The organism is Bacillus sp. KNSH39, from assembly GCF_052656585.1.
In genome coordinates, this window is sequence record NZ_JBQXYO010000001.1 from 2,325,613 (window position 1) to 2,347,527 (window position 21,915).

The following is a 21,915-nucleotide window of genomic DNA, read 5'->3' on the forward strand; positions in this document are numbered from 1 at the left end:
GACAGTGTACCTCAAAATTTTAGCATAGCTGCTACCTTTTCACAATGAACCTTTATAGAAGAATAAAATAAATTAAAAAAAGGTAATATAATATCGTTGTGCGTATTCATACATTTACCTTTTCATAAAAGAATTCATGAATCGTACGGGCAGTCGGCATTGTCTTCATTTGCTTTGTCGAAATTAATCTCCCCGTCTCTTCACAAATACCATACATGTCTATTTCCATTTTAAATAATGCGCGTTCTACATCCTTTAAATCCTCTTTTATATCATGTAATAGCAATTTTTTCTTTATCTCTTCCTTAATTTCATATCCAAGCTCTTGGCTGAACTCGACATCATATTTGTGCATTACTTCTTTAGCTAGTCTCTCTTGCAACTCTTTTCTCATCAATTGCAATTCTTCTTTTATTTCCATGTAAATTTCATTCACGTGTACATTCCTCCTAGCTGTAATGTACAGTTAGTGTGTCCGAAATTTATTTGCTTACCTCACACACATTTTTCCTTCACAGGAAAGAGTCTGAAAGTGATTTTGATATGCCATAAACAAAAAAACTGACTGCATCAATAGCAGTCAGCTTTTTTTATTATTTTACATAGTTTTCTTTAACAACTGTTGCACAACGCTCACATAATGTTTCATGTTCAGCATCTTTACCAATTGTTTCTGAAACTACCCAACAACGTTCACATGTTTCACCAGTTGCTTGAGCAACAACAACCGCTGTATGTTCATACTTCGGTGCATCTGCTGGCGCTTCATCCATCATACCACCAAGTTTATACTCAGAAACGATGAATAATTGCTTTAAGTCTTCGCTAATAGACTCTAACATAGCTTTCATTTCTGCAGTTGGATATAGCGTAATGCTTGCATTTAATGACTTACCGATTACTTTTTCATTACGAGCTACTTCTAGTGCTTTTAACACGTCATCACGTAATGTCATAAATGCATCCCATTTTGTTTTTAACGCTTCCGCGTCATCTAATTGTACAGCTTCTGGCATATCAGTTAATTGTACACTTTCTTCTGTTACGCCTGGAATGTATGGCCATACTTCATCAGCTGTATGCGGTAAGATTGGTGTTACAAGTTTCGTTAACGCAACAAGAACATCATATAATACAGTTTGAATCGCACGACGATCTTCGTGGTTTGCACCTTCAATATATAAAATGTCTTTTGCAAAGTCTAAATAGAATGAACTTAAATCAATTGTACAGAAGTTATGAATTGCATGATACACAGCAGCGAAGTCGTATGTCTCATATGCTTCTTTAACTTTTGTAATTAAGTCATTTAATTTCACTAACATGTAACGATCTACTTCACGAAGTTCAGCTACAGCTACTGCATTTTCACTTGGCTTAAAGTCGTCTAAGTTTCCTAATAAGAAACGGAATGTGTTACGGATTTTACGATACACTTCTGCTACTTGTTTTAAAATATCATCTGAAATACGTACGTCAGATTGATAGTCAACAGAAGATACCCATAAGCGTAAAATGTCTCCGCCTAATTGATCCATAATTTTCTTCGGTACGACAATGTTTCCAATCGACTTACTCATCTTACGTCCTTCACCATCTAGTACGAAACCGTGACTTAGTACGCCTTTATATGGAGCTTTACCTGTTACAGCAACTGCTGTTGATAATGAAGAGTTAAACCAACCACGATACTGGTCAGATCCTTCTAAATATAAATCAGCTGGACGCTGTAAATCTTCGCGCTCTTCTAATACCGCTTGGTGAGAAGAACCTGAATCGAACCATACATCCATGATGTCTGTTTCTTTACGGAATTCGCCATTTGGGCTACCTGGATGTGTAAATCCTTCTGGTAATAGATCTTTCGCTTCACGCTCGAACCATACGTTAGAACCGTGTTCACGGAATAAATCTGCTACATGGTTAATTGTTTCATCCGTAATAATTGGATCACCATTCTCAGCATAGAATACCGGAATTGGCACACCCCATGCACGCTGACGAGAAATACACCAGTCACCACGGTCACGAACCATATTATGAAGACGAGTTTCTCCCCATGCTGGTACCCATTTTGTTTCTGCTACAGCTTCTATTAATTCTTTACGGAATGCTTCAATAGATGCAAACCACTGTGCTGTCGCACGGAAAATAATTGGTTTTTTCGTTCTCCAATCATGTGGGTATGAATGTGTAATGAATGTTAGTTTCAGTAACGCGCCTACTTCTTCTAATTTTTCTGTAATTGGTTTATTAGCTTTATCATAGAATAAGCCTTCAAATCCAGGTGCCTCATTTGTTAATACACCTTTATCATCGACTGGGCAAAGTACTTCTAATCCATACTTTTTACCAACAACGAAGTCATCTTCCCCGTGTCCTGGTGCTGTATGAACACAACCTGTACCTGCATCTGTTGTTACGTGGTCTCCTAGCATAACTAATGAATCACGATCGTAGAATGGATGTTTTGCAACTGTGTACTCAAGTTCGCTACCTTTTACTGTTTTCACAACTTCAGCATTTTCCCACTCTAACGTTTTTGCAACTGTCTCAAACAGCTCAGAAGCAATGATATATTTCTCATCGTTTACTTTTACAATGCTATATTCAAGCTCTGGGTGAACAGAAATACCTAAGTTTGCAGGTAATGTCCAAGGTGTCGTTGTCCAAATGATGTACTTTTCATCACCTTCTAATACGTTCTTTCCATCTTTTACAGGGAATGCTACGTAAATAGATGCTGATTTTTTATCTTGATATTCAATTTCAGCTTCCGCTAAAGCAGATTCACTCGTTGGAGACCAGTAAACTGGTTTTTGACCTTTATAGATATAACCTTTTTTCGCCATGTCACCAAACACTTTGATTTGTTGTGCTTCATAAGCTGGCTCTAAAGTAATATATGGATTATCCCAATCTGCACGTACACCTAGACGCTTAAATTGTTCACGTTGACGTTCTACTTGTTCATATGCATACTCTGCACATAACTTACGGAACTCAGCAACTGTCATTTCTTTACGTTTTACACCTTTATTTGTTAAAGCTTGTTCAATTGGTAAACCGTGCGTATCCCATCCTGGAACATATGGCGCACTAAAACCAGTCATTGATTTATAACGAACAATAAAGTCTTTTAATACTTTATTTAATGCATGTCCCATATGAATGTCACCATTCGCATATGGAGGTCCATCATGCAATACAAATAAAGGACGTCCTTTTGTATGTTCTTGTACTTTTTCGTAAATATTCATTTCAGCCCATTTTTCTTGCATTGCAGGCTCACGTTTTGGTAAATTCCCACGCATTGGGAACTCTGTTTTTGGCATCAGTAATGTATTTTTGTACTCCATGCTCAATTCCTCCTTACATGTATAAAAGAAACACTTAAAAAACGGAATAAAAAAGAGACCTTCTCATCCCAAAAAGGGACGAGAAAGTCTCCCGCGGTACCACCCTAGTAGATCATATACATATGTATAGAATCCTCTTTATATTCTTAACGCGAATACACGCCTACGCTTACTCTATTTGTTCAGCGCGGAACTCCAGGGTGATATTCCCACTATCTCCTTATCCTGAGCTTACACCATCCTCAGTTCGCTATATAAGGTTTGAAAAGGTACTTATCCCTATCTTCGTTTTTCTTAATAAATATGTTGTTTAAAATTATATGTAATAATGAGAAAAACGTCAAGCTTACACTGTTTCTTCTTTTTTCAACAGTTCATCTACTTCGTCTTCTAATTCAATTAGTTTATCCCAATCATCGTTGTTTAACATCTCAAGCTGTGTTTCTAATAACATACGGAAACGAGTTCGGAATACTTTCGCTTGTTTCTTTAGCTCTTCAATATCAAAAGCAACTTTTCTTGATTTTACTAATGCTTCGTTAATAATACGATCAGCATTCTTTTCAGCTTCACGCACAATTAATTTCGCTTCTTTTTGCGCATTACGTTTTACTTCTTCCGCTGCTTCTTGTGCAACGACGATAGATTTGTTTAACGTATCTTCAATATTAGAGAAATGATCTAACTTCCCTTCTAACTGCGCAACTTTTTCTTCTAAAGCTTTTTTCTCACGAATGACCAATTCATAATCTTTGATAATTTGATCAAGAAACTCATTTACTTGATCTTCATCATAGCCACGGAATCCGCGACCAAATTCTTTGTTATGAATATCTAATGGTGTTAACGGCACAACGCCACCTCCAAGTAGTTATCTAAATTTCCTCTTTCAATTATATCTTTTCTTCGACAAAATAGGAGGATTTCCTTCTAAAAAACCAATCATTTTAGTATACCATACAAAATTCTCCATTTGTCGCGTTTTGTTCTACCTTCTACAGAAAATAATTTACTTCGGCCATATCCTCTAACAGAAAAAACATCTCCTGGATAGCATTCATAAGAAGTTTGCTCCACTGTTTTCCAATTGACTTTTACTAAACCATTTTTTATGAAAGGTTGTACTTTCTGTCTAGATAAATGTAACATTTCAGCTAACATAACATCTAAACGAAGTGAAGAAACCGTTCCAGATTTCTCTCCCCACGTTTCATCTATCTGTAGAATTTGTTCTCCTTGCACTGACGCTAAAGAGACTTTTACTTTCCCTATTGATTGTAAGTTCATCTCAATATACGATACAATTTCTTTCGCAACTACAATTTGGGCACGATTTTCTTGCAGCAAAATATCACCACATTTTTCTCTCGTTAAACCAAGAGACATAAATGTACCTAATATTTGCCTATGTTCTAGCGTATAAAACTTGGAAGGATAGTCAATTTCTAATACTTCTACTTGAAATTCTTCTTCATTTAATTCTAGATAGTCTGGATAAATAAGTGCTCTTTTACGCTCTGCATTAGGCGTTGCACCACCAAATTGTACAGCAACATCACCTTGTCCTATTACCATAGAAACAATTTGTTGTTGCCTAGGATCAAGAAAATCCGTTAACTTCACTTGATGGTACTCCGCCGCTCGCTTCCACTCTAGCACTTTATCCACAAAGACCTCCTCATCAGGCCTAAAATGTTCGTAGATGCTCATGTATTTACCTTCTTACTATAAGAAATAGCTTAATAAACTGAACAAACCAGTTTTAGCAAGTTTCAACGCAAAGATCGCAACGATTGGAGAAATATCAATCATTCCAAGCGGCGGAATAAAGCGGCGGAATGGTTCTAAATACGGTTCACAAATACGTGCCAGGAACTCTCCAAAAGATGATTCCTTTGCACCAGGAAACCATGATAGGAGAATGTAAATAATAAGTGCCCACGAGTAAATCTCGATAGCATAACTTAACACTATAAAAACTGTTGTCATGGCGTATTACCACCTCTTTATATTTGTTTCTTCTTCTTCACCGAATAACTCTGAAATCGCACCAACAATATCTACATTTTCAGGTGTACACATAAATGTTTTCGGCCCTATTTTTTGAATGTCCCCGCCTATAGCGTATACAGTACCACTTAAAAAGTCAACGATACGTACCGCTTGATCAGTAGACATTCTCTGCAAATTAATTACAACAGCTCGTCTACCTTTTAAGTGGTCCGCAATCCCTTGTGCTTCCGAATATGTGCGTGGTTCTAATAAAACAACTTTTGAAGATTGTTTTGCTGTTTCAATACTCACAACATTTTGCTTCGGTTGCGCTTTCGGAAACGTAACGTCTTGTTGTTCTGGTGGATCTTGCTGCTTTTTCATGTCTGTTTGCTCCTTTTCATAACCATATTGAGCTGCTTCTTTTTCTTCCGGTGTATCAAAAAAGAAGTATTTTACTTTTGACCAACTCATAATAAGATTCTCCTTCCTTTTACGCTTTTCCTACTAAAATCGTTCCCAAACGAATATATGTAGCCCCTTCTTCAATTGCAATTGTGTAATCGTTGGACATTCCCATTGATAATTCTTTACATGGCGCATGTAATAACTCTAGCTCCTGCACCTCTGTTTGCAGCATACGTAATTCCTTAAAACAGCGTCTGATTTCTTCCTCTTCTTCTGTAAATGGAGCCATCGTCATTAGTCCAACCACTTCAATTTTATCGAATTCTTGCAAACTTTGAATAAAAGAAACAACCTCTTCTATTGCCAATCCTTGCTTCGATTCTTCAGATGAGGTTTTCACTTGAATAAAGCATTTCACTTTCTTATCAGCACGTTTCTGAATTTCTTTCGCCAGCGAAAGACGATCTAACGAATGTAAATAATCAATTTCATTAATAATTTCTTTTACTTTTCTCGTTTGTAATGAGCCAATAAAGTGCCAATTAACTTTTGAACCGAAATGCTCGTATTTCTGTAAGAAACCTTCATTTCTATTTTCACCTAAATCGATAATTCCAGCTTCAATTACTTCGTTTGTTTTTTCAATCCCTACAGTTTTTGTAACTGCAACAAGTTTAATATCTTGCAACGAACGTCCAGCTCGAGCGCAAGATTCTTTAATAGCTTCATTTACAATTACTAAATTTTCTTGTACTGTCACTTGCTTCCTTCCTCCTTAAAACCTATGAAACTCAACATTCTTCCTGTTTTACCTTGATCACGACGATGAGAGAAAAATAGTTGCTCTTCACAGCTTGTACAAAGAGATGACATTACAATATGCTCTTCTTTTATGCCTGCTTGTACACATAATATACGATTAATTTCTTTTAAATTAATTGCGTACTGCCCGTCAGAAATTTTTTGATGAGGAACAGCACCGCTAACTACTTCCTGTGCTGCTGTTAATACACGATCATCCACAACATAACAACAAGATCCGATCGACGGCCCAATTGCAACATGAATTTCATCACTTGAAATACCTTCTGCATTCCACTTTTGAATCATTTCCTTTGCAATCTCTTGTACAGTGCCTTTCCATCCAGCATGCGCAAGTCCTATCATACCATGTGATGGTGCATAAAAATAGAGCGGAACACAATCCGCGTAACAAGACGTTAACAGAACATCTTCATTACTCGTATAAATGCCATCTGTTTTTGAAATGCCGTCCTCATATGAATAGACACCACTTCCCTTTTCCTGTTGCCCTACTTTTTCAACATGATGAGCATGAACTTGTTCAGAGCAAATCCAGTTTTCTAATGGTTTTTGTAACTTATTTGCTAAAATGCGTCTGTTTTCATGAACGTTCTCCACGATATCATTCACATGTAATCCTAAATTCATCGCATGAAAGGAGCCCGTACTTATCCCACCATCTTTTGTCGTAAATCCAGCAGTAATGTTTCCAAGTTCTTTCCACGCTTGTAAATACAGTATACCGTCCACATATTTAAATGGTTCTCTCATAATAAAGCGGCTCCTTTTAATTAAAATAACAGAAAAAAGCATGGTACTTCCTGTCTATTTTACCATACTTTTATTTTTTCATAATCCTAACAGAAAAAAAAGAGGAATTTGTAATATTCTTTATGAAATTGTCGGTGTTTGTATTGATTCTGTTACAGAATTAACAGGATTTACTCTTACAAGTATGACATCTTCCCCAATTTTCACAATTTCCTTCCAAGGAATTACAATCTCAACATCTTTTCCAAAAATACCTAGCATACGTGTCTGTTTGGAAATAATAACAGAACAAATTTTCCCTGTGTTCATATCAATTTCAATATCTCCAATATTCCCAATCCTTTTTCCATCTGAAATATTTATAACATCCTTCATCTGTAACTCTGAAATTCGTATCACCATTTTTATCCTCTCCCTTATATGACAAATTGGAAACTGTTTCTCATATTTACAGGAAGCCACCTATACGAAACACCATGCTAGTTTCATTATATGAACACTAATCCCCTACTATGAGCACAAACCATATTACATATAAAAAGGTCTCACCATAATTGGTGAGACCTTATCCTTGAATCGTTTTATTCATTTGTTTAATGGCTGACTTCTCTAAACGTGATACTTGCGCTTGGGAAATCCCAATTTCTTCTGCAACTTCCATCTGTGTCTTTCCTTGGAAGAAACGTTTTCTAATAATCATTTTCTCTCTATCATTTAAACGCTTCATTCCTTCTTTCAATGCTAATTCTTCAACCCACTGCTCGTCCTTTTGTTTTTCATCACTTAACTGATCCATAACAAAGATAGGATCTCCCCCATCATTATAAATCGGTTCAAATAATGAAACTGGATCTTGAATCGCATCTAAAGCAAATACTATCTCTTCATGAGTTACTTCTAGCACTTTTGCAATATCCATTGCTGTTGGTTCTTTTGAATTTTCTGCAATCAATTTTTCTCTTACTTGCAAAGCTTTATACGCAATATCTCGCAATGAGCGCGATACGCGAATCGGATTATTATCACGCAAATATCTGCGTATTTCCCCAATAATCATCGGCACAGCATACGTTGAAAATTTTACATTTTGGCCTAAATCAAAATTATCAATTGATTTCATAAGTCCGATGCAACCAACTTGAAATAAATCGTCAACATATTCTCCTCTGTTATTAAATCTTTGGATGACGCTCAGTACAAGACGTAAGTTTCCATTCACTAATTTTTCTCTTGCGCTTATCTCTCCACTTTGCATTTCACGAAATAATTTACGCATCTCTTCATTTTTTAATACTGGAAGTTTAGCTGTATCAACACCGCAAATTTCTACTTTGTTTCTCGTCAAAGTGTTCCCTCCTATCGGGAGTTGCTGTACAGTGTAAAGTATTTCCTTTGAAGGGGATTTTATGCATGTGGTTTTTTCACGATTTATTATTTAAATTATCTTTCCTAATACAACTAAATAGAATAAGACCAGCCTACATAACGGCTGGTCTTATTCTTTACACCATTTTATTAAATTCTTTTCGTAATCTTTTTATAATTCTTTTTTCTAAACGCGAAATGTATGACTGTGAAATCCCAAGCATATCAGCCACATCTTTTTGCGTCTTTTCCTCTCCTCCAGCAAGCCCAAACCGAAGTTCCATAATTTGTTTTTCACGATCATTTAATTGGTGTAATGCTTTCATTAAAAGGTGACGATCTACAGTAGCTTCTAAATCTTTTGTAATAATATCATCATCTGTACCTAACACGTCAGACAATAACAGTTCATTCCCATCCCAATCAATGTTTAGTGGTTCATCAAAAGAAACTTCCGAACGATTTTTGTTATTTCGACGTAAATGCATTAAAATTTCATTTTCTATACAACGCGATGCATATGTTGCTAATTTTATTTTCTTTTCTGGATTAAATGTATTTACCGCTTTAATAAGGCCGATTGTTCCTATACTAATCAAATCTTCAATATTTATCCCTGTATTTTCAAACTTTCTTGCTATATATACAACGAGCCTTAAGTTACGTTCAATAAGTAATGACCTTGCTGCCTGATCTCCTTTTGGCAATTTATTCAAAAGAACTTCCTCTTCTTCTTTTGTTAACGGTGGTGGCAACGCTTCACTTCCACCAATATAATAAATTTCATCGGTCTTAATTCCTAATTTCAGCAATACTTTATACCAAAGGTATACTAAATAAAATTTTAATTTCATCATATTATCCCGCCTCTCATTTATTAAGCGATCACCATTTTTTGCGAAATCAACATTTTTGGATGCACAATACATTGATACTCCCCATTAGTAGACAGCTGTTGTGTATTTAATCCAATTAATACTTTGTTTACAACAATAGAACTACCTTCATGGTCAACTTGCACACTGTCAGGCTTAATTGCCCACAAAAATTGACTCTCTACTCCTACTGCACGGAAAGGAATTAAGCGTAATTTGGTCGCCCAACCAGAATCATTTTCTGGTATTTGAGGAATTTCTGTTTTGGAATAAATTTGTTCTGTTAACCAAGATGGTAAGCAATGTTCTAATGATGAAACATGCATAATCATAACAGGTGTTTTTGTTAATGGGTCATAAAGTTGGTTCCCACTGTCAATAAGACCTGCGAGTTCTAGTTCTTCTTCGGCTAATTGAATTTTTACTTTCACAATTTGATCATAGTGTATTTTCGTGACCTCTACGCTTTCAATACGCTTTTTAGAAAAATAATAAATTACTGGAAAACCAAAAATAACAAATAACCAACTAATTGGATCACCGTAAGAAATTGACTGAGATTGAACCAATCCATTTACCATTTCATTCGTTTGCAAAAAGAAATGAGTTCCAATTAATCCTCCGCCAACCATAAAGGTTACAAAGTAAAAAGTAAAAACAGTTTGTGCATAATTTCTAAATGTCGTAAACCCAAATGCTGTATACACAATAAGTAACGAGTACAGTAGTTTCATAATTGGATGTGTCATCATAGAAGCAAAAGGAGTAAAGGCAAAAATAACAATGGTTGAACCTATAAATGCCCCTAACACAAGCCTCCATCTTTTGATTTTCTTTTTTAACACGGTAGCTGTTAATAAAAGCAAAAGAAAATCAATGCAGGCGTTTAACAACCAAACAACGTCGGCGTAAACAACCAAACAATTCACCTCTTTTTTCAAGTTGAGACTAGTATAATGCATATCCAATAGGAAAGTGTGTCAATTTGCGGAGGTGTTTTTTTGTTATTTTGTGATTTCTAGACATAATCTGTCGGTAAAAAATAAAAGTACAAATTCATAGAATGATATACTCTTATTTTCACAAACAAAATATATTGAAATATACGAAATAAAAAAAGACCTGCTTAGCAGGTCTTTTCCATAAAAAATAAAAAGGAGCATGAAAGCTCCTTTTTTTATCGTCTACGACGGTTACGTAAAAATGCTGGAATATCGATATCATCTGAATCTGAATGACGCTCATGTACAACTGGCTCTTCACGCTTCATTTCACGTTTTACTTCACGCTGTTTTGAAGGTTGAGCTACTGGTTGTTGCTGTTGTTGCGTGTGGTTCGCATTCGGACGAATAATTGGTTTTGGTGGTTGAGTTGCAATGCTATCATCAAAACCAGTTGCAATTACAGTTACAACGATATCATCTTTTAATCCTTCGTTAATAACAGAACCGAAGATCATATTTACTTCTGGATCTGAAGCTGAAGCTACGATGTCTGCCGCTTCTTGTACTTCATATAAGCTTAAGTTAGCGCCACCCGTAATGTTCATGATAACACCTTGAGCTCCATCAATAGATGTTTCTAGTAATGGGCTAGAAATTGCTTTTTTCGCAGCTTCTGCAGCACGATTTTCCCCATTACCAGAACCAATACCCATTAAAGCAGAACCTCTATTAGACATAATTGTCTTTACGTCTGCAAAGTCTAAGTTAATTAAACCTGGCGTTGCAATTAAATCCGAAATACCTTGAACACCTTGACGTAATACGTTATCAGCTTCACGGAATGCTTCTAACATTGGCGTATTTTTATCAACAATCTCTAATAAGCGATCGTTTGGAATTACAATAAGAGTATCTACATTTTCTTTAAATGCTGCAATACCAGATGCTGCTTGCGTCGCACGCTTACGTCCTTCAAAAGTAAATGGACGTGTTACAACACCTACTGTTAAAGCACCTAATTCTTTTGCAACTTGAGCAACAACTGGAGCTGCACCAGTTCCAGTTCCACCGCCCATACCGGCAGTTACGAAGACCATATCCGCACCACGAAGTGCTTCTTGGATCTGTTCTTTACTTTCTTCTGCAGCTTTTTTCCCTACTTCAGGGTTTGCGCCTGCACCAAGTCCACGCGTTAATTTTCCACCAATTTGCATTTTTGTTTCAGCTTTTGATAGATTTAATGCTTGTGCATCAGTGTTCACAGCGATAAAGTCTACACCTTGTACACCGTGTTCAATCATACGGTTTACAGCATTGTTTCCGCCACCGCCGACACCGATAACTTTTATATTCGCTAATTGATCTTGAGTAGTATCAAACTCTAACATGTCGAAATCCCCCTAGAACCTCATTTTTCGTGTCCAATTTTAATCCCATAAATAACGGAATACACGTTTTACTTTTGACATCATGCGGTCATCATTTTGATTATTATTGTTTTGATTACGAGTTTTTTGTTTCGTGGGTTGCTGTTGTACCGGCGTTGGTGCTGGTGCTGGTACTGGTTCAAAATGCTCTTGCTTTTCCTGCACATTTTTCCCACGTAATTTAGCTTTTTGATAAGAATGTTTAATTAATCCAACTCCACTTGTATATTGGGGCTCACGCACACCAATATAATCAGGAGTTGCTACACGAACATTTTCATGTAAAATATCATATGCAAGATCAAGAACACCTGGCATAGAAGCAATTCCGCCAGTTAGTACATAACCAGAAGCCACTTGCTTTACTCCTAACTTACGCACTTCATCTTGAACAAACATTAAAATTTCCTCTACACGAGCCTCTATTATATCCGATAATTCCAACTGAGAATATTGTTCTGTTTGATCACTTCCCATAATAGGAACCGTAAACATCTCTTCTTCAGATGCTGTATCATAAAAAGCATGTCCATATTTCAACTTAATTTGATCTGCATTTTCTGTTGAAGTTTTCAACCCAATCGCAATATCTTTCGTTATATGGTCTCCACCTAATGGTAATACGCTTGTCGCTTGTAACTCTCCATCTTTAAAAATAGATAAAGTTGTAGATCCTCCCCCCATATCAACAAGGGCTACTCCTCTATTTTTTTCATCTGAAGATATTGCAACTGTTGCAGCCGCTAAAGGTTGAAGACAAATATCAACAATTTCAAGACCTGCTTTTTCTACACAACGAAGTAGGTTATGTAGTAAAGTTCTCGAGCCTGTAATAAGTGTACCTTCCATTTCTAATCTTACACCGATCATCCCGCGTGGATCGTTAATCTCGTCAAGACCGTCTACGATGAACTGTCGAGGTACCACATCAATAAACTCACGTTCTGGAGCAATTGACACAACTTGTGCTGCATCTAGAACGCGTAAGACATCTTCATTCCCGATTTCACGATCTTCATTTGAAACAGCGACTACTCCGTGACAAGGAAGTAGCTGTACCTGGTTTGCATTGACACCTACTACAACTTGCTCAATGTGGATCCCCACCATGCGCTCAGCTTGTTCAATTGCTTTTTTAATTGATCGAACAGTCTCGTCTATATCAACTATCGATCCCTTCTTTAAACCATTTGATTTTACATTTCCAACACCAATAATGTTTAAGCTGTCATTAACCATTTCACCAATGATGACTTTAACATTGGATGTACCGATGTCAAGACTAACATATATTTCATTGCTGTTCATTCTTTGGCACCTCCTTCTTTATTTATACCATACAACTCAATATATGGAACAACAATCGCAACTTTACTATTTATAAGAAAAATATTCAACGTCTTTATACGTTTCCCTTTTTTAACCCTATATTTTTCTTATTTTTATTTAGCATTCAATTAAGAATATCGCAGTAAACTATGAATAACTGCTTATCTTGAAATAATTCTATTTCGAGTGTAAAGTTTACCGCCAAGTATAAGTCTACACTAAGATGTACTCATAGAAAAGTGAAACTTGTACCAATACTAGTATGAATCTAAGAATTTTTACATATTTTTCATCAAATGAACCATTCTTCTAAATTCGTATACACATAATAGAACATTCGTTTCGTTTTTTCTGCTATAAGTAACGAAAACTACCATTCTATTCTTTTTTTCTTCCGCACCTAATTCTTTCGTATATGCACCTACTTCTAAGTCAATTAATACCTTCTTACCTGGCTCAATTGTTTTTAAAATAAGCGGATAGGCTTCCATACGTTTTGCGAAATTTTGAATTGTAGTGCTCACTTCATAACCTTCATTCATATATAAAGTAAGATGATCTTCATTCGCATTCGTTGGTGAATAGCGAATCTCCGAAATAGATTTTAAAATAGCTGGTGTTAATTTTTCTAGTTCAGCGATTAACTCCTTCATTTTCTCTTCTTTAAAAGGTTCGAAAATCGGTGCTGCAACAGGAAGTTTTCCATTAGGTAGTACATCAAGCGTTTTTCCATTCTCTAATAACGGTTGTAATTTTCCCTCTTTATTTATATAACCAATCGTTAAATATTCTTCGATATGAATATCAATATTGTTTGGAAAACGTTTTTTTACATTTACTGCTTTAATTTCTTTTCGCTTCGTTAAGTTTTCTTCAGCTTTATGTGCTGTCACTCGGAAATAACTTGTATCATATGTCACGCCTGAATCCTTCATTACTTGTTCATCCGTCATATAGTGATTTCCAAACACACTAATCTTTTTTATATTACTAAGCGGAGACCGAAAATAAATTAAAAAGAGCACTAATAAAAATAAAATTGATATGTATAAAATCAATCGATGATTAACATTTTTTTTGTTTTTTTTCTTTTGATTTTTCAATTTTGGTACACGATCTTGTAGTTTAATCACTTTACTATTATTCATGTACGATCCCCCTATGTAACATAAAGAACGGCATGTTCCTCATGCCGTTCTTATCTTCTTATTATAACATAAATGATAATGAGCGGAACGAATAACCGTTATCTTCCAATGATTTCTACTTCTGTGTGCATATCTACATCAAATTTATCCTTAATTGTATGTTTTATTAATTCAATTAAAGACAATACATCTTGCGCTGAAGCTCCCCCAGTATTAACAATAAAATTGCCATGCATTTCAGAAATTTGAGCTCCACCAATCCTATAGCCACGAAGCCCTGCTTTTTCTACTAAATCTCCTGCAAAATGTGGGATTGGATTCCGAAATACACTTCCTGCACACGGGTGATTCCATGGTTGCGTTTCACGGCGGTAATCTTTATTATTTTGCATGCTACGTACAATTTCTTCACGTTTCCCCGCCTGTAATTGAAACACCGCCTCTAAAACAATACCAGGACGTTTCGTTTGCAATACAGATGCCCGATAAGAAAACTCCAGTTCTTTATTCGTTAACCAGTCAATTGCACCGTCTTCAAACAGAATGAGAGCCTTCGATAATACACTCGATATATCCGATTTATGTGCACCTGCATTCATATATACTGCACCACCGACACTTCCTGGAATACCGCTTGCAAACTCCAATCCAGCTAACCCTTGACGACTAAGTAAAGTTGACAATTTAATAAGAGGATATCCACTACCAACTCTTACCTTATGTTTTTCGACCTCTAAGTGATCTAATCCTTCTCCTAAACGAATAACAACACCTTCTATGCCTTGATCAGATACAAGAAGGTTTGAACCGCGACCAATTACAGTCCACTTCGTTTTGTATTGCTTTACTAACTGTAATGTTTTTTCAATACCGGCTACATGCTTTGGCACAATTAAAATATCCGCTGGGCCACCTATTTTCATAGTTGTATAACGTGCTAACGGCTCGTTAGCCAAAACACGGCCAACGTCTGCTTCTATAAGCTCATTTACTAATTGTTCCATAGACAATCTCCCCCATATTAAGTCTCCTTATGACAATAATATGCAGGGCGTTCACCTAACGTTATCCCTCTATTTACGGGCAGTACAGCTCCTAAATCAAAATTAGGTGATAACAAAGAAATTAGGCGAAATGAGGATACCAGTAAACATCCGATTAGTGAAAGGTAATAATCAAAGAGAGAGAATCACTCCCTACTGATTAAAGCCTCACTTTATTTTTTTACAAGTTTATTCATTACTTCATACAGCTTATTTGCTGCATCTGGAATACCTAGTTGCTTAGCAGCTAGCTTCATATTTTGTAATGTTTGTGTATCTAATAAAATCTCATCAATATCACGAATAAGCGTTTCAGCTGTTAAATCTTTTTCAAGTAACATTTTTGCCGCTCCTTTATCAACAACTGAACGTGCATTCTTTTCCTGATGATTATTTGTTACATACGGACTCGGTATTAACACACTTGGTTTTCCTAACGCTGTTAATTCTGCAAGTGTTGTTGCCCCAGCCCTTGAAACAACAAGGTCTACACCAGTTAGTACCTCTGGCATATTATGAATGAACGGCTTAATAATAACATTGCTTGGGTTCCCTTTTTGCTTCACGGCTTCCATCACTTTGTCATAATGTACTTCACCTGTTACATATAGTATTTCGTAGCTTTTGTTCCCAAACTGTTCAATTGCTTCAACGAAGGCATCGTTAATCGGTCTAGCCCCACGACTTCCACCAAATATAAGTACAGACTTTTTAGGAAGAGAAAGCCCAACTGAACGTTTCCCCTTCATTCCATTTTGTTCCATTACCTCTGATGCTCGTGGATTACCTGTCATTACCACTTTTGACTCCGGAAAATGCTCTATAGCTGCTTCAAAACAAACAGCAACTTTATCAACATAACGGCTTAAAAACTTGTTCGTTACACCTGGTACACTATTTTGTTCATGTACAATAGTTGGAATACCTAATTTGGCTGCAGCGTATACAACTGGTCCACATACATATCCACCCGTTCCAATTACGATATCCGGATTAAAACGACGAATATATCGTTTACTATCCTGTACACCTTTTAGAAAACGCATTACTGTTTTCACATTATCTAATGATATTTTTCGTTTAAATCCACTTATAACAATAGATTGAAATGGTATACCTGCTTTTGGAACGATTGTACTCTCTAGTCCATTTTCCGTACCAATATATAAAAATCTTGCTTCTGGATTTAACTTTTTTATTTCTCTAATTAAAGCAAGAGCTGGATAAATATGACCACCAGTACCCCCACCACTCACTAATACACGCACTACTAACTCCTCCGCTTCTCTTTTCTTATTTCCATTATATTTATTTCTATATACATATTGCATTTTTACACACATACGAAAAACCCTGTCTTATAAACAGGGTTTAGTAGCGAGAATGGCGACTTATATTTAATAATACACCTACTGCCATTAACATTAATGTCAAACTTGATCCACCATAACTTAAAAACGGCAAGGTAATACCCGTAACAGGCATTAGTCCTGTTACAACACCAACATTAATCATTACTTGAATCGCAATCATCGCCACAATACCTACTGCTAAAAACGTACCATATAAATCTGGCGCTCCTAATGCGATACGAATCCCGCGCCATAATAATAGACTAAATAATAATAACACAAATGAACCACCAATAAAACCTAATTCCTCGGATAAGATCGCAAATATAAAGTCAGTTTGTGGTTCAGGTAAATAAAGAAATTTTTGTCTACTTTGTCCAAGTCCAAGCCCAAATAATCCACCAGGTCCAATTGCAAGTAATGATTGGATAATTTGAAATCCACTCCCGAGCGGATCTGACCACGGATCTAAATATGATGTAATGCGTTTCATTCGATACGGTGCTGATGCAATTAACCCTACAAATCCTGCTACACCAATCAAACCAAACATTGCAAAGTGAAAAACTCTCGCTCCCGAAATGAATATCATAATGATACATGTCCCAACCATTACCGTTCCTGTCCCAAGGTCTGGCTGTAACATAATCATCCCAAAAGCAAGAAACACAAAACTAAGAGCCGGTAATAAACCACGTTTAAAAGATGTAATCAATTTTTGCCGTTCTGCTAAAAACTTTGCCAAGAAAATAATCATCGCAAACTTCATAAATTCTGACGGCTGAATCGAAAATGCCCCGATTCCAATCCAACTTCGTGCTCCTCCTCGAACAAGACCTACTCCAGGAATAAGAACGAGAATAAGAAGAATGAAGCAAACTAGCAAAATCACTTTTGAATACGTACGCCACACCCAATAATCAATTTTCATAATAAAAAACATAGCTACTACACCAAGACCCGCAAACAGTAATTGTCTTTTTGCAAAAAAGAATGAGTCCCCCATTTTATAAGAGGCCCAAACTGCACTCGCACTATAAACCATAATCATTCCGATTGTCAACAATGAAAGTGTTACGATGATGAGAATAAAATCAGGCGTTTTCTTCATTACCCACAAACACCACCTCTTTAGGCAGAACCTTTTGCCCTATGTAACAAAACATCAGTAGGTGTTAGCCTACTGATGTTTTGATTTACTTTATATAAGTTTATGCACAGCTTGTATAAAAATGTCTCCTCTTTCTTCAAATGTTTTAAATTGATCCCAGCTTGCACACGCTGGAGAAAGAAGAACGACATCACCATCTTTAGAATGAGCATAAGCTTTCACCACTGCTTCATCTAAAGTATCGACACTTTCAATTATATCTAATCCCGCTTTTTCTGCCGCTCTTACTAGTTTAGGAGCTGTTTGTCCAAATGTTACAATCGCTTTTACATTTTTGAAATACGGAATTAAATCATCGAATTCATTTCCGCGATCAAGCCCACCTGCTAGTAACACAATCGGTTGTGTAAACGCAGATAGTGCTTTCTCAGTCGCTAACATATTCGTTGCTTTTGAATCATTATAAAACTTACGGTTGTTAATCGTTGTTACATATTCTAAACGATGTTTTACACCCGTAAAACGTTTTAACACGACCGTAATTGCTTCATTAGAAGTACCTAATAATTTCGCAATACTCATCGCAGCTAAAATATTTTCTAGATTATGTTGACCAGGTAAAACGATATCGCTTACTTCAATAACTTTTTCACCTTTGAAATAAAGAGCGTTATCTTTTATACACGCACCATCTTCAATTTCTTTCGTTGTCGAAAACAGGATTTTTTGACCTTTAGAATACGCAGACAAAGCCATCACATCTGCATCATCCGCATTTATTACACTATAATCATTTTCTGTTTGGTTTTTAAAAATATTTGCTTTTGCTAAACCATATTCTTTCTTCGTCCCATGATAGTCTAAGTGGGCCTCAAATAAATTTAACAACGCAGCAATTTTAGGTTGGAACAATTCTACTCCCATCAATTGAAACGATGAAAGTTCTGTAACTACAACTTCATTTTCTTTTGCATCCTGTGCTACTTCACACGCTACAGTTCCAATGTTCCCTGCAATTACAGGATGCTTTTGTCCTTCTTTTAGCATTTCAAATGTCAGCATTGTCGTCGTCGTTTTACCGTTAGACCCCGTAATCCCAACAAATGGTGCTTCTGAAATACGATATGCTAATTCAACTTCCGTAACAATCGGAATTTGCTTTTCTTTCGCAGCAACTAATATTGGATTAGAATACGGGATTCCTGGATTTTTTACTACAAGAGAAATATTTCTCTCTAATAATTCTAAAGGATGACCACCGCATACAACGTCCATTCCTTTTGCTTGTAATTCTGCAGCAAGTACATTCTCTGCTAAAGGCTTTCCGTCATTTACAATAACATTTGCCCCTAACTTTTGTAACAATGTAGCTGCTGCATAACCACTTTTTGCAATGCCCAATACAAGAATATTCTTATTTTGAAATTCAGTTACAGTTTTCAATTACATCCACACCCCGATATAAATTCCTAACACAGCTAATAAAAATCCTGCAGACCAAAACGTCACAACAACACGCCACTCTGACCAACCACATAATTCATAGTGATGGTGTAATGGACTCATTTTAAAGACACGTTTTCCTGTTGTTTTAAATGAAATGACCTGAATGATAACCGATAAAGTTTCCATTACGAATACTCCGCCAATAATTACAAGTAGCAATTCTTGTTTTAATAAAATCGCTACAGCTGCAATGGCTCCACCTAAAGCTAATGAACCTGTATCTCCCATAAACACTTTTGCTGGATTCGCATTGAATACTAAAAATCCAAGTACAGCTCCTACAACTGCCATACAGAATATCGCTACTCCAAATTGCTCTTGTGCCACAGCAATAATACTAAATGCTCCAAATGCAATAGCAGCTGTTCCTGATAATAAACCATCTAAACCGTCAGTTAAGTTAACTGCATTTGATCCACCAATAAGCATAAATAGTACAAGTACGAAATACGCCCAACCTAATTCAAACTTAACATCCGTTCCCGGAATCATGATGTATGTGTGGAACGCTTGCCCTTTTCCAATTAAAAAGAATGCAATAGCAATAACAAGCTGACCTACTAATTTTTGCTTTGATGTTAAACCAAGATTTCTCTTCTTAACTACCTTTATGTAGTCATCTAAAAATCCAATCAATCCGTAACCAAACGTCACTAATAGTAATAACGAAACCTCTGCACCTAAATAATTAAACTTAATCGCCATAATAAGTGAAGTTACCATCATAGATACGTATATGACGATACCACCCATTGTCGGTGTCCCTGATTTTTTTTGATGTGACTTTGGTCCCTCATCACGAATACTCTGTCCGAACTTTAATTTTCTTAAAAATGGAATAAACAATGGCGAAAGGGCAACAGAAATTAAGAATGCTACCCCAGCCGTTACTAATAAACCTTGCTCAAGCACATGTAGTCCTCCTCTCACGTTGTTACTCTTCGTTGTTTAAACGCCCTGTAATTGCTTCTTTAGCAACTTCACGATCATCGAAATGATGAACTTCTTTACCAATAATTTGATACGTTTCATGACCCTTACCAGCAATAATAATGATATCATCTGCTTTCGCTTTAGCGATTGCATGGTGTATTGCTTCTTTTCTATCAATGATCATTTCATAATTTTTCCCGCTTGCACCATGTACCATATCATCTAAAATAGCCGCTGGATCTTCACTTCTTGGATTATCTGATGTATAAATTGCATGAGTTGCATATTTTGTTGCAACACTTGCCATTATCGGTCTCTTCGTTCGGTCCCTATCGCCACCACAACCAACGATACAATACACATCACCTTTTGCAAATTGTTTTGCAGTTTTTAATACATTTTCTAAACTATCTGGCGTATGTGCGTAATCAACAATAACTGTATAATTTTGCCCTCCATCAACAACTTCAAAACGTCCTGGAACCCCAGCTAAATCCTTTATAACAGCAATGATTGTTTCTAATTTCACACCCGAAACAAGTCCTGCTGCTGTTGCTGCAAGTACATTATATACATTAAATTTACCTATTAATTTCATCGTAACATTTACACTTTCATATGGTGTGACAAGCGTAAATGTAGTCCCGCCACTCGTCATAACGATATTTTTTGCCATAATATCACTTGTTGTATCAATACCATATGTTACAACTGTTGCTGCAGTACTTCTCATATACTCTTCTGTTACATTATCATCGCTATTGAGCACAGCGTACTTTTCACGATTATGATTATAACTATTGCCAAGCTGTGCAAATAGTAACCCTTTTGCATGTTTATATTCTTCCATCGTTTTATGATAGTCTAAATGATCTTGGGTTAAATTCGTAAACACCGCTACATCGTAATCACATCCGTGTACACGACCAAGATCTAACGCATGTGACGAAACTTCCATTACCGTGCTGTCCACACCTTGTTCAACCATTTTTGAAAACGTCTGTTGAAGTGTTAGTGCATCTGGTGTTGTATTTTTCACCTCAAATGTTTCATCACCGATTTTCATATTAATCGTTCCAATTAGCCCTGTTTTATGACCATGTGCTCGCATAATCTCATCCATAATATGCGATGTTGTTGTCTTTCCATTTGTACCTGTAATTCCGATTAAATGTAACTTGTGTGTCGGTTGACCATAAAAATAATCAGCTAAAACCGCTAACGAACGAAAAGTATTTTTCACAAGTACAACTGGAACGTCAACATCAATTGGTCTTTCCGCAACAATAGCAGCCGCTCCTTGTGCCGCTGCTTGCTTAGCAAAATCATGGCTATCAACCGTATATCCTTTCATACATACAAATAAGCTTCCCTCTTTCACTTTACGTGAATCAGCTTCTATAGATGTGATTTCTGGATTTTCTTTTGGAACAACTGGAAAATCATGCAAACATGATACAAGTGTATGCAACTTCATTTCACTAAACCCTCTCTACATTGTTTATTTATCTTTTTTCAGTAAGCAACACATTACCTCCTATATAAGGA

20 protein-coding genes, 1 pseudogene and 1 other annotated feature are annotated in these 21,915 nt (G+C 36.2%); all 21 genes and pseudogenes read right to left on the bottom strand.

Annotated features, from left to right (window positions below):
* Positions 1 to 106: 106 nt before the first annotated feature.
* Positions 107 to 436 carry a molecular chaperone DnaK gene (locus ACUL40_RS11655; protein ID WP_001002956.1) on the bottom strand — a complete coding sequence of 110 codons (330 nt, stop codon included), beginning with the start codon at positions 434 to 436 and terminating at the stop codon, positions 107 to 109.
* A gap of 157 nt (positions 437 to 593) precedes the next feature.
* Positions 594 to 3,359 carry an isoleucine--tRNA ligase gene (ileS2, locus tag ACUL40_RS11660; RefSeq protein ID WP_000455951.1) on the bottom strand — a complete coding sequence of 922 codons (2,766 nt, stop codon included), beginning with the start codon at positions 3,357 to 3,359 and terminating at the stop codon, positions 594 to 596.
* 71 nt (positions 3,360 to 3,430) lie between these two features.
* Positions 3,431 to 3,654: a binding site (T-box leader), on the bottom strand.
* Between the two features lie 51 nt (positions 3,655 to 3,705).
* Positions 3,706 to 4,212 (bottom strand): septum site-determining protein DivIVA, encoded by a 507-nt coding sequence (gene divIVA, locus ACUL40_RS11665; protein ID WP_001131611.1) that lies wholly within the window; start codon positions 4,210 to 4,212, stop codon positions 3,706 to 3,708.
* An 89-nt stretch (positions 4,213 to 4,301) separates the two neighbouring features.
* Positions 4,302 to 5,069: a YlmH family RNA-binding protein gene (locus ACUL40_RS11670; protein WP_002164454.1), complete on the bottom strand. Its 768-nt coding sequence runs from the start codon at positions 5,067 to 5,069 to the stop codon at positions 4,302 to 4,304.
* Between the two features lie 15 nt (positions 5,070 to 5,084).
* Positions 5,085 to 5,348 carry a YggT family protein gene (locus tag ACUL40_RS11675; protein WP_000214233.1) on the bottom strand — a complete coding sequence of 88 codons (264 nt, stop codon included), beginning with the start codon at positions 5,346 to 5,348 and terminating at the stop codon, positions 5,085 to 5,087.
* Positions 5,349 to 5,354: 6 nt separating this feature from the next.
* Positions 5,355 to 5,825: a cell division protein SepF gene (locus ACUL40_RS11680; RefSeq protein WP_000119129.1), complete on the bottom strand. Its 471-nt coding sequence runs from the start codon at positions 5,823 to 5,825 to the stop codon at positions 5,355 to 5,357.
* Positions 5,826 to 5,844: 19 nt separating this feature from the next.
* On the bottom strand, positions 5,845 to 6,519 hold the full coding sequence (locus ACUL40_RS11685; RefSeq protein ID WP_000218005.1) for a YggS family pyridoxal phosphate-dependent enzyme: 675 nt from the start codon (positions 6,517 to 6,519) through the stop codon (positions 5,845 to 5,847).
* On the bottom strand, positions 6,516 to 7,334 hold the full coding sequence (gene pgeF, locus ACUL40_RS11690; RefSeq protein ID WP_001209008.1) for a peptidoglycan editing factor PgeF: 819 nt from the start codon (positions 7,332 to 7,334) through the stop codon (positions 6,516 to 6,518). Before pgeF ends, ACUL40_RS11685 begins: the two co-directional genes overlap by 4 nt.
* A 120-nt stretch (positions 7,335 to 7,454) precedes the next feature.
* Positions 7,455 to 7,736, bottom strand: a complete 282-nt coding sequence (locus ACUL40_RS11695) for a YlmC/YmxH family sporulation protein (protein WP_000236745.1) — start codon at positions 7,734 to 7,736, stop codon at positions 7,455 to 7,457.
* Between the two features lie 163 nt (positions 7,737 to 7,899).
* The gene (gene sigG, locus ACUL40_RS11700; RefSeq protein ID WP_000197755.1) at positions 7,900 to 8,679 is read right to left on the bottom strand and encodes an RNA polymerase sporulation sigma factor SigG; all 780 of its coding nucleotides are present in this window, start codon (positions 8,677 to 8,679) and stop codon (positions 7,900 to 7,902) included.
* A gap of 157 nt (positions 8,680 to 8,836) precedes the next feature.
* Complete coding sequence (sigE, locus tag ACUL40_RS11705) at positions 8,837 to 9,556, bottom strand: RNA polymerase sporulation sigma factor SigE (RefSeq protein WP_000976948.1); 720 nt, start codon at positions 9,554 to 9,556, stop codon at positions 8,837 to 8,839.
* 20 nt (positions 9,557 to 9,576) lie between these two features.
* The gene (gene spoIIGA, locus ACUL40_RS11710; RefSeq protein WP_000261975.1) at positions 9,577 to 10,494 is read right to left on the bottom strand and encodes a sigma-E processing peptidase SpoIIGA; all 918 of its coding nucleotides are present in this window, start codon (positions 10,492 to 10,494) and stop codon (positions 9,577 to 9,579) included.
* Between the two features lie 257 nt (positions 10,495 to 10,751).
* Positions 10,752 to 11,906, bottom strand: a complete 1,155-nt coding sequence (gene ftsZ, locus ACUL40_RS11715) for a cell division protein FtsZ (RefSeq protein ID WP_000888984.1) — start codon at positions 11,904 to 11,906, stop codon at positions 10,752 to 10,754.
* A 39-nt stretch (positions 11,907 to 11,945) separates the two neighbouring features.
* Positions 11,946 to 13,253 carry a cell division protein FtsA gene (gene ftsA, locus ACUL40_RS11720; protein ID WP_001087558.1) on the bottom strand — a complete coding sequence of 436 codons (1,308 nt, stop codon included), beginning with the start codon at positions 13,251 to 13,253 and terminating at the stop codon, positions 11,946 to 11,948.
* Positions 13,254 to 13,657: 404 nt separating this feature from the next.
* A pseudogene (divIB, locus tag ACUL40_RS11725) lies at positions 13,658 to 14,422 on the bottom strand (cell division protein DivIB); the annotation flags it as partial.
* A 98-nt stretch (positions 14,423 to 14,520) separates the two neighbouring features.
* The gene (gene murB, locus ACUL40_RS11730) at positions 14,521 to 15,426 is read right to left on the bottom strand and encodes a UDP-N-acetylmuramate dehydrogenase (protein WP_000437018.1); all 906 of its coding nucleotides are present in this window, start codon (positions 15,424 to 15,426) and stop codon (positions 14,521 to 14,523) included.
* Positions 15,427 to 15,638: 212 nt separating this feature from the next.
* Positions 15,639 to 16,733 (bottom strand): undecaprenyldiphospho-muramoylpentapeptide beta-N-acetylglucosaminyltransferase, encoded by a 1,095-nt coding sequence (murG, locus tag ACUL40_RS11735; protein WP_011110342.1) that lies wholly within the window; start codon positions 16,731 to 16,733, stop codon positions 15,639 to 15,641.
* 103 nt (positions 16,734 to 16,836) lie between these two features.
* On the bottom strand, positions 16,837 to 17,928 hold the full coding sequence (spoVE, locus tag ACUL40_RS11740; RefSeq protein WP_000753520.1) for a stage V sporulation protein E: 1,092 nt from the start codon (positions 17,926 to 17,928) through the stop codon (positions 16,837 to 16,839).
* A gap of 90 nt (positions 17,929 to 18,018) precedes the next feature.
* Complete coding sequence (gene murD, locus ACUL40_RS11745) at positions 18,019 to 19,371, bottom strand: UDP-N-acetylmuramoyl-L-alanine--D-glutamate ligase (RefSeq protein WP_445422644.1); 1,353 nt, start codon at positions 19,369 to 19,371, stop codon at positions 18,019 to 18,021.
* The gene (mraY, locus tag ACUL40_RS11750) at positions 19,372 to 20,346 is read right to left on the bottom strand and encodes a phospho-N-acetylmuramoyl-pentapeptide-transferase (RefSeq protein ID WP_000893060.1); all 975 of its coding nucleotides are present in this window, start codon (positions 20,344 to 20,346) and stop codon (positions 19,372 to 19,374) included.
* A 22-nt stretch (positions 20,347 to 20,368) separates the two neighbouring features.
* Positions 20,369 to 21,844: a UDP-N-acetylmuramoyl-L-alanyl-D-glutamate--2,6-diaminopimelate ligase gene (gene murE / locus ACUL40_RS11755; protein WP_000766313.1), complete on the bottom strand. Its 1,476-nt coding sequence runs from the start codon at positions 21,842 to 21,844 to the stop codon at positions 20,369 to 20,371.
* Between the last annotated feature and the right edge of the window lie 71 nt (positions 21,845 to 21,915).

Excerpts from the sequence above, each read along its gene's own strand:
- ileS2 (WP_000455951.1), bottom strand. The coding sequence starts at position 3,359 with ATGGAGTACAAAAATACATTACTGATGCCAAAAACAGAGTTCCCAATG.
- ACUL40_RS11670 (WP_002164454.1), bottom strand. The coding sequence starts at position 5,069 with ATGAGCATCTACGAACATTTTAGGCCTGATGAGGAGGTCTTTGTGGAT.
- ACUL40_RS11675 (WP_000214233.1), bottom strand. The coding sequence starts at position 5,348 with ATGACAACAGTTTTTATAGTGTTAAGTTATGCTATCGAGATTTACTCG.
- ACUL40_RS11680 (WP_000119129.1), bottom strand. The coding sequence starts at position 5,825 with ATGAGTTGGTCAAAAGTAAAATACTTCTTTTTTGATACACCGGAAGAA.
- pgeF (WP_001209008.1), bottom strand. The coding sequence starts at position 7,334 with ATGAGAGAACCATTTAAATATGTGGACGGTATACTGTATTTACAAGCG.
- ACUL40_RS11695 (WP_000236745.1), bottom strand. The coding sequence starts at position 7,736 with ATGGTGATACGAATTTCAGAGTTACAGATGAAGGATGTTATAAATATT.
- sigE (WP_000976948.1), bottom strand. The coding sequence starts at position 9,556 with ATGATGAAATTAAAATTTTATTTAGTATACCTTTGGTATAAAGTATTG.
- ftsZ (WP_000888984.1), bottom strand. The coding sequence starts at position 11,906 with ATGTTAGAGTTTGATACTACTCAAGATCAATTAGCGAATATAAAAGTT.
- ftsA (WP_001087558.1), bottom strand. The coding sequence starts at position 13,253 with ATGAACAGCAATGAAATATATGTTAGTCTTGACATCGGTACATCCAAT.
- murB (WP_000437018.1), bottom strand. The coding sequence starts at position 15,426 with ATGGAACAATTAGTAAATGAGCTTATAGAAGCAGACGTTGGCCGTGTT.
- spoVE (WP_000753520.1), bottom strand. The coding sequence starts at position 17,928 with ATGAAGAAAACGCCTGATTTTATTCTCATCATCGTAACACTTTCATTG.
- murE (WP_000766313.1), bottom strand. The coding sequence starts at position 21,844 with ATGAAGTTGCATACACTTGTATCATGTTTGCATGATTTTCCAGTTGTT.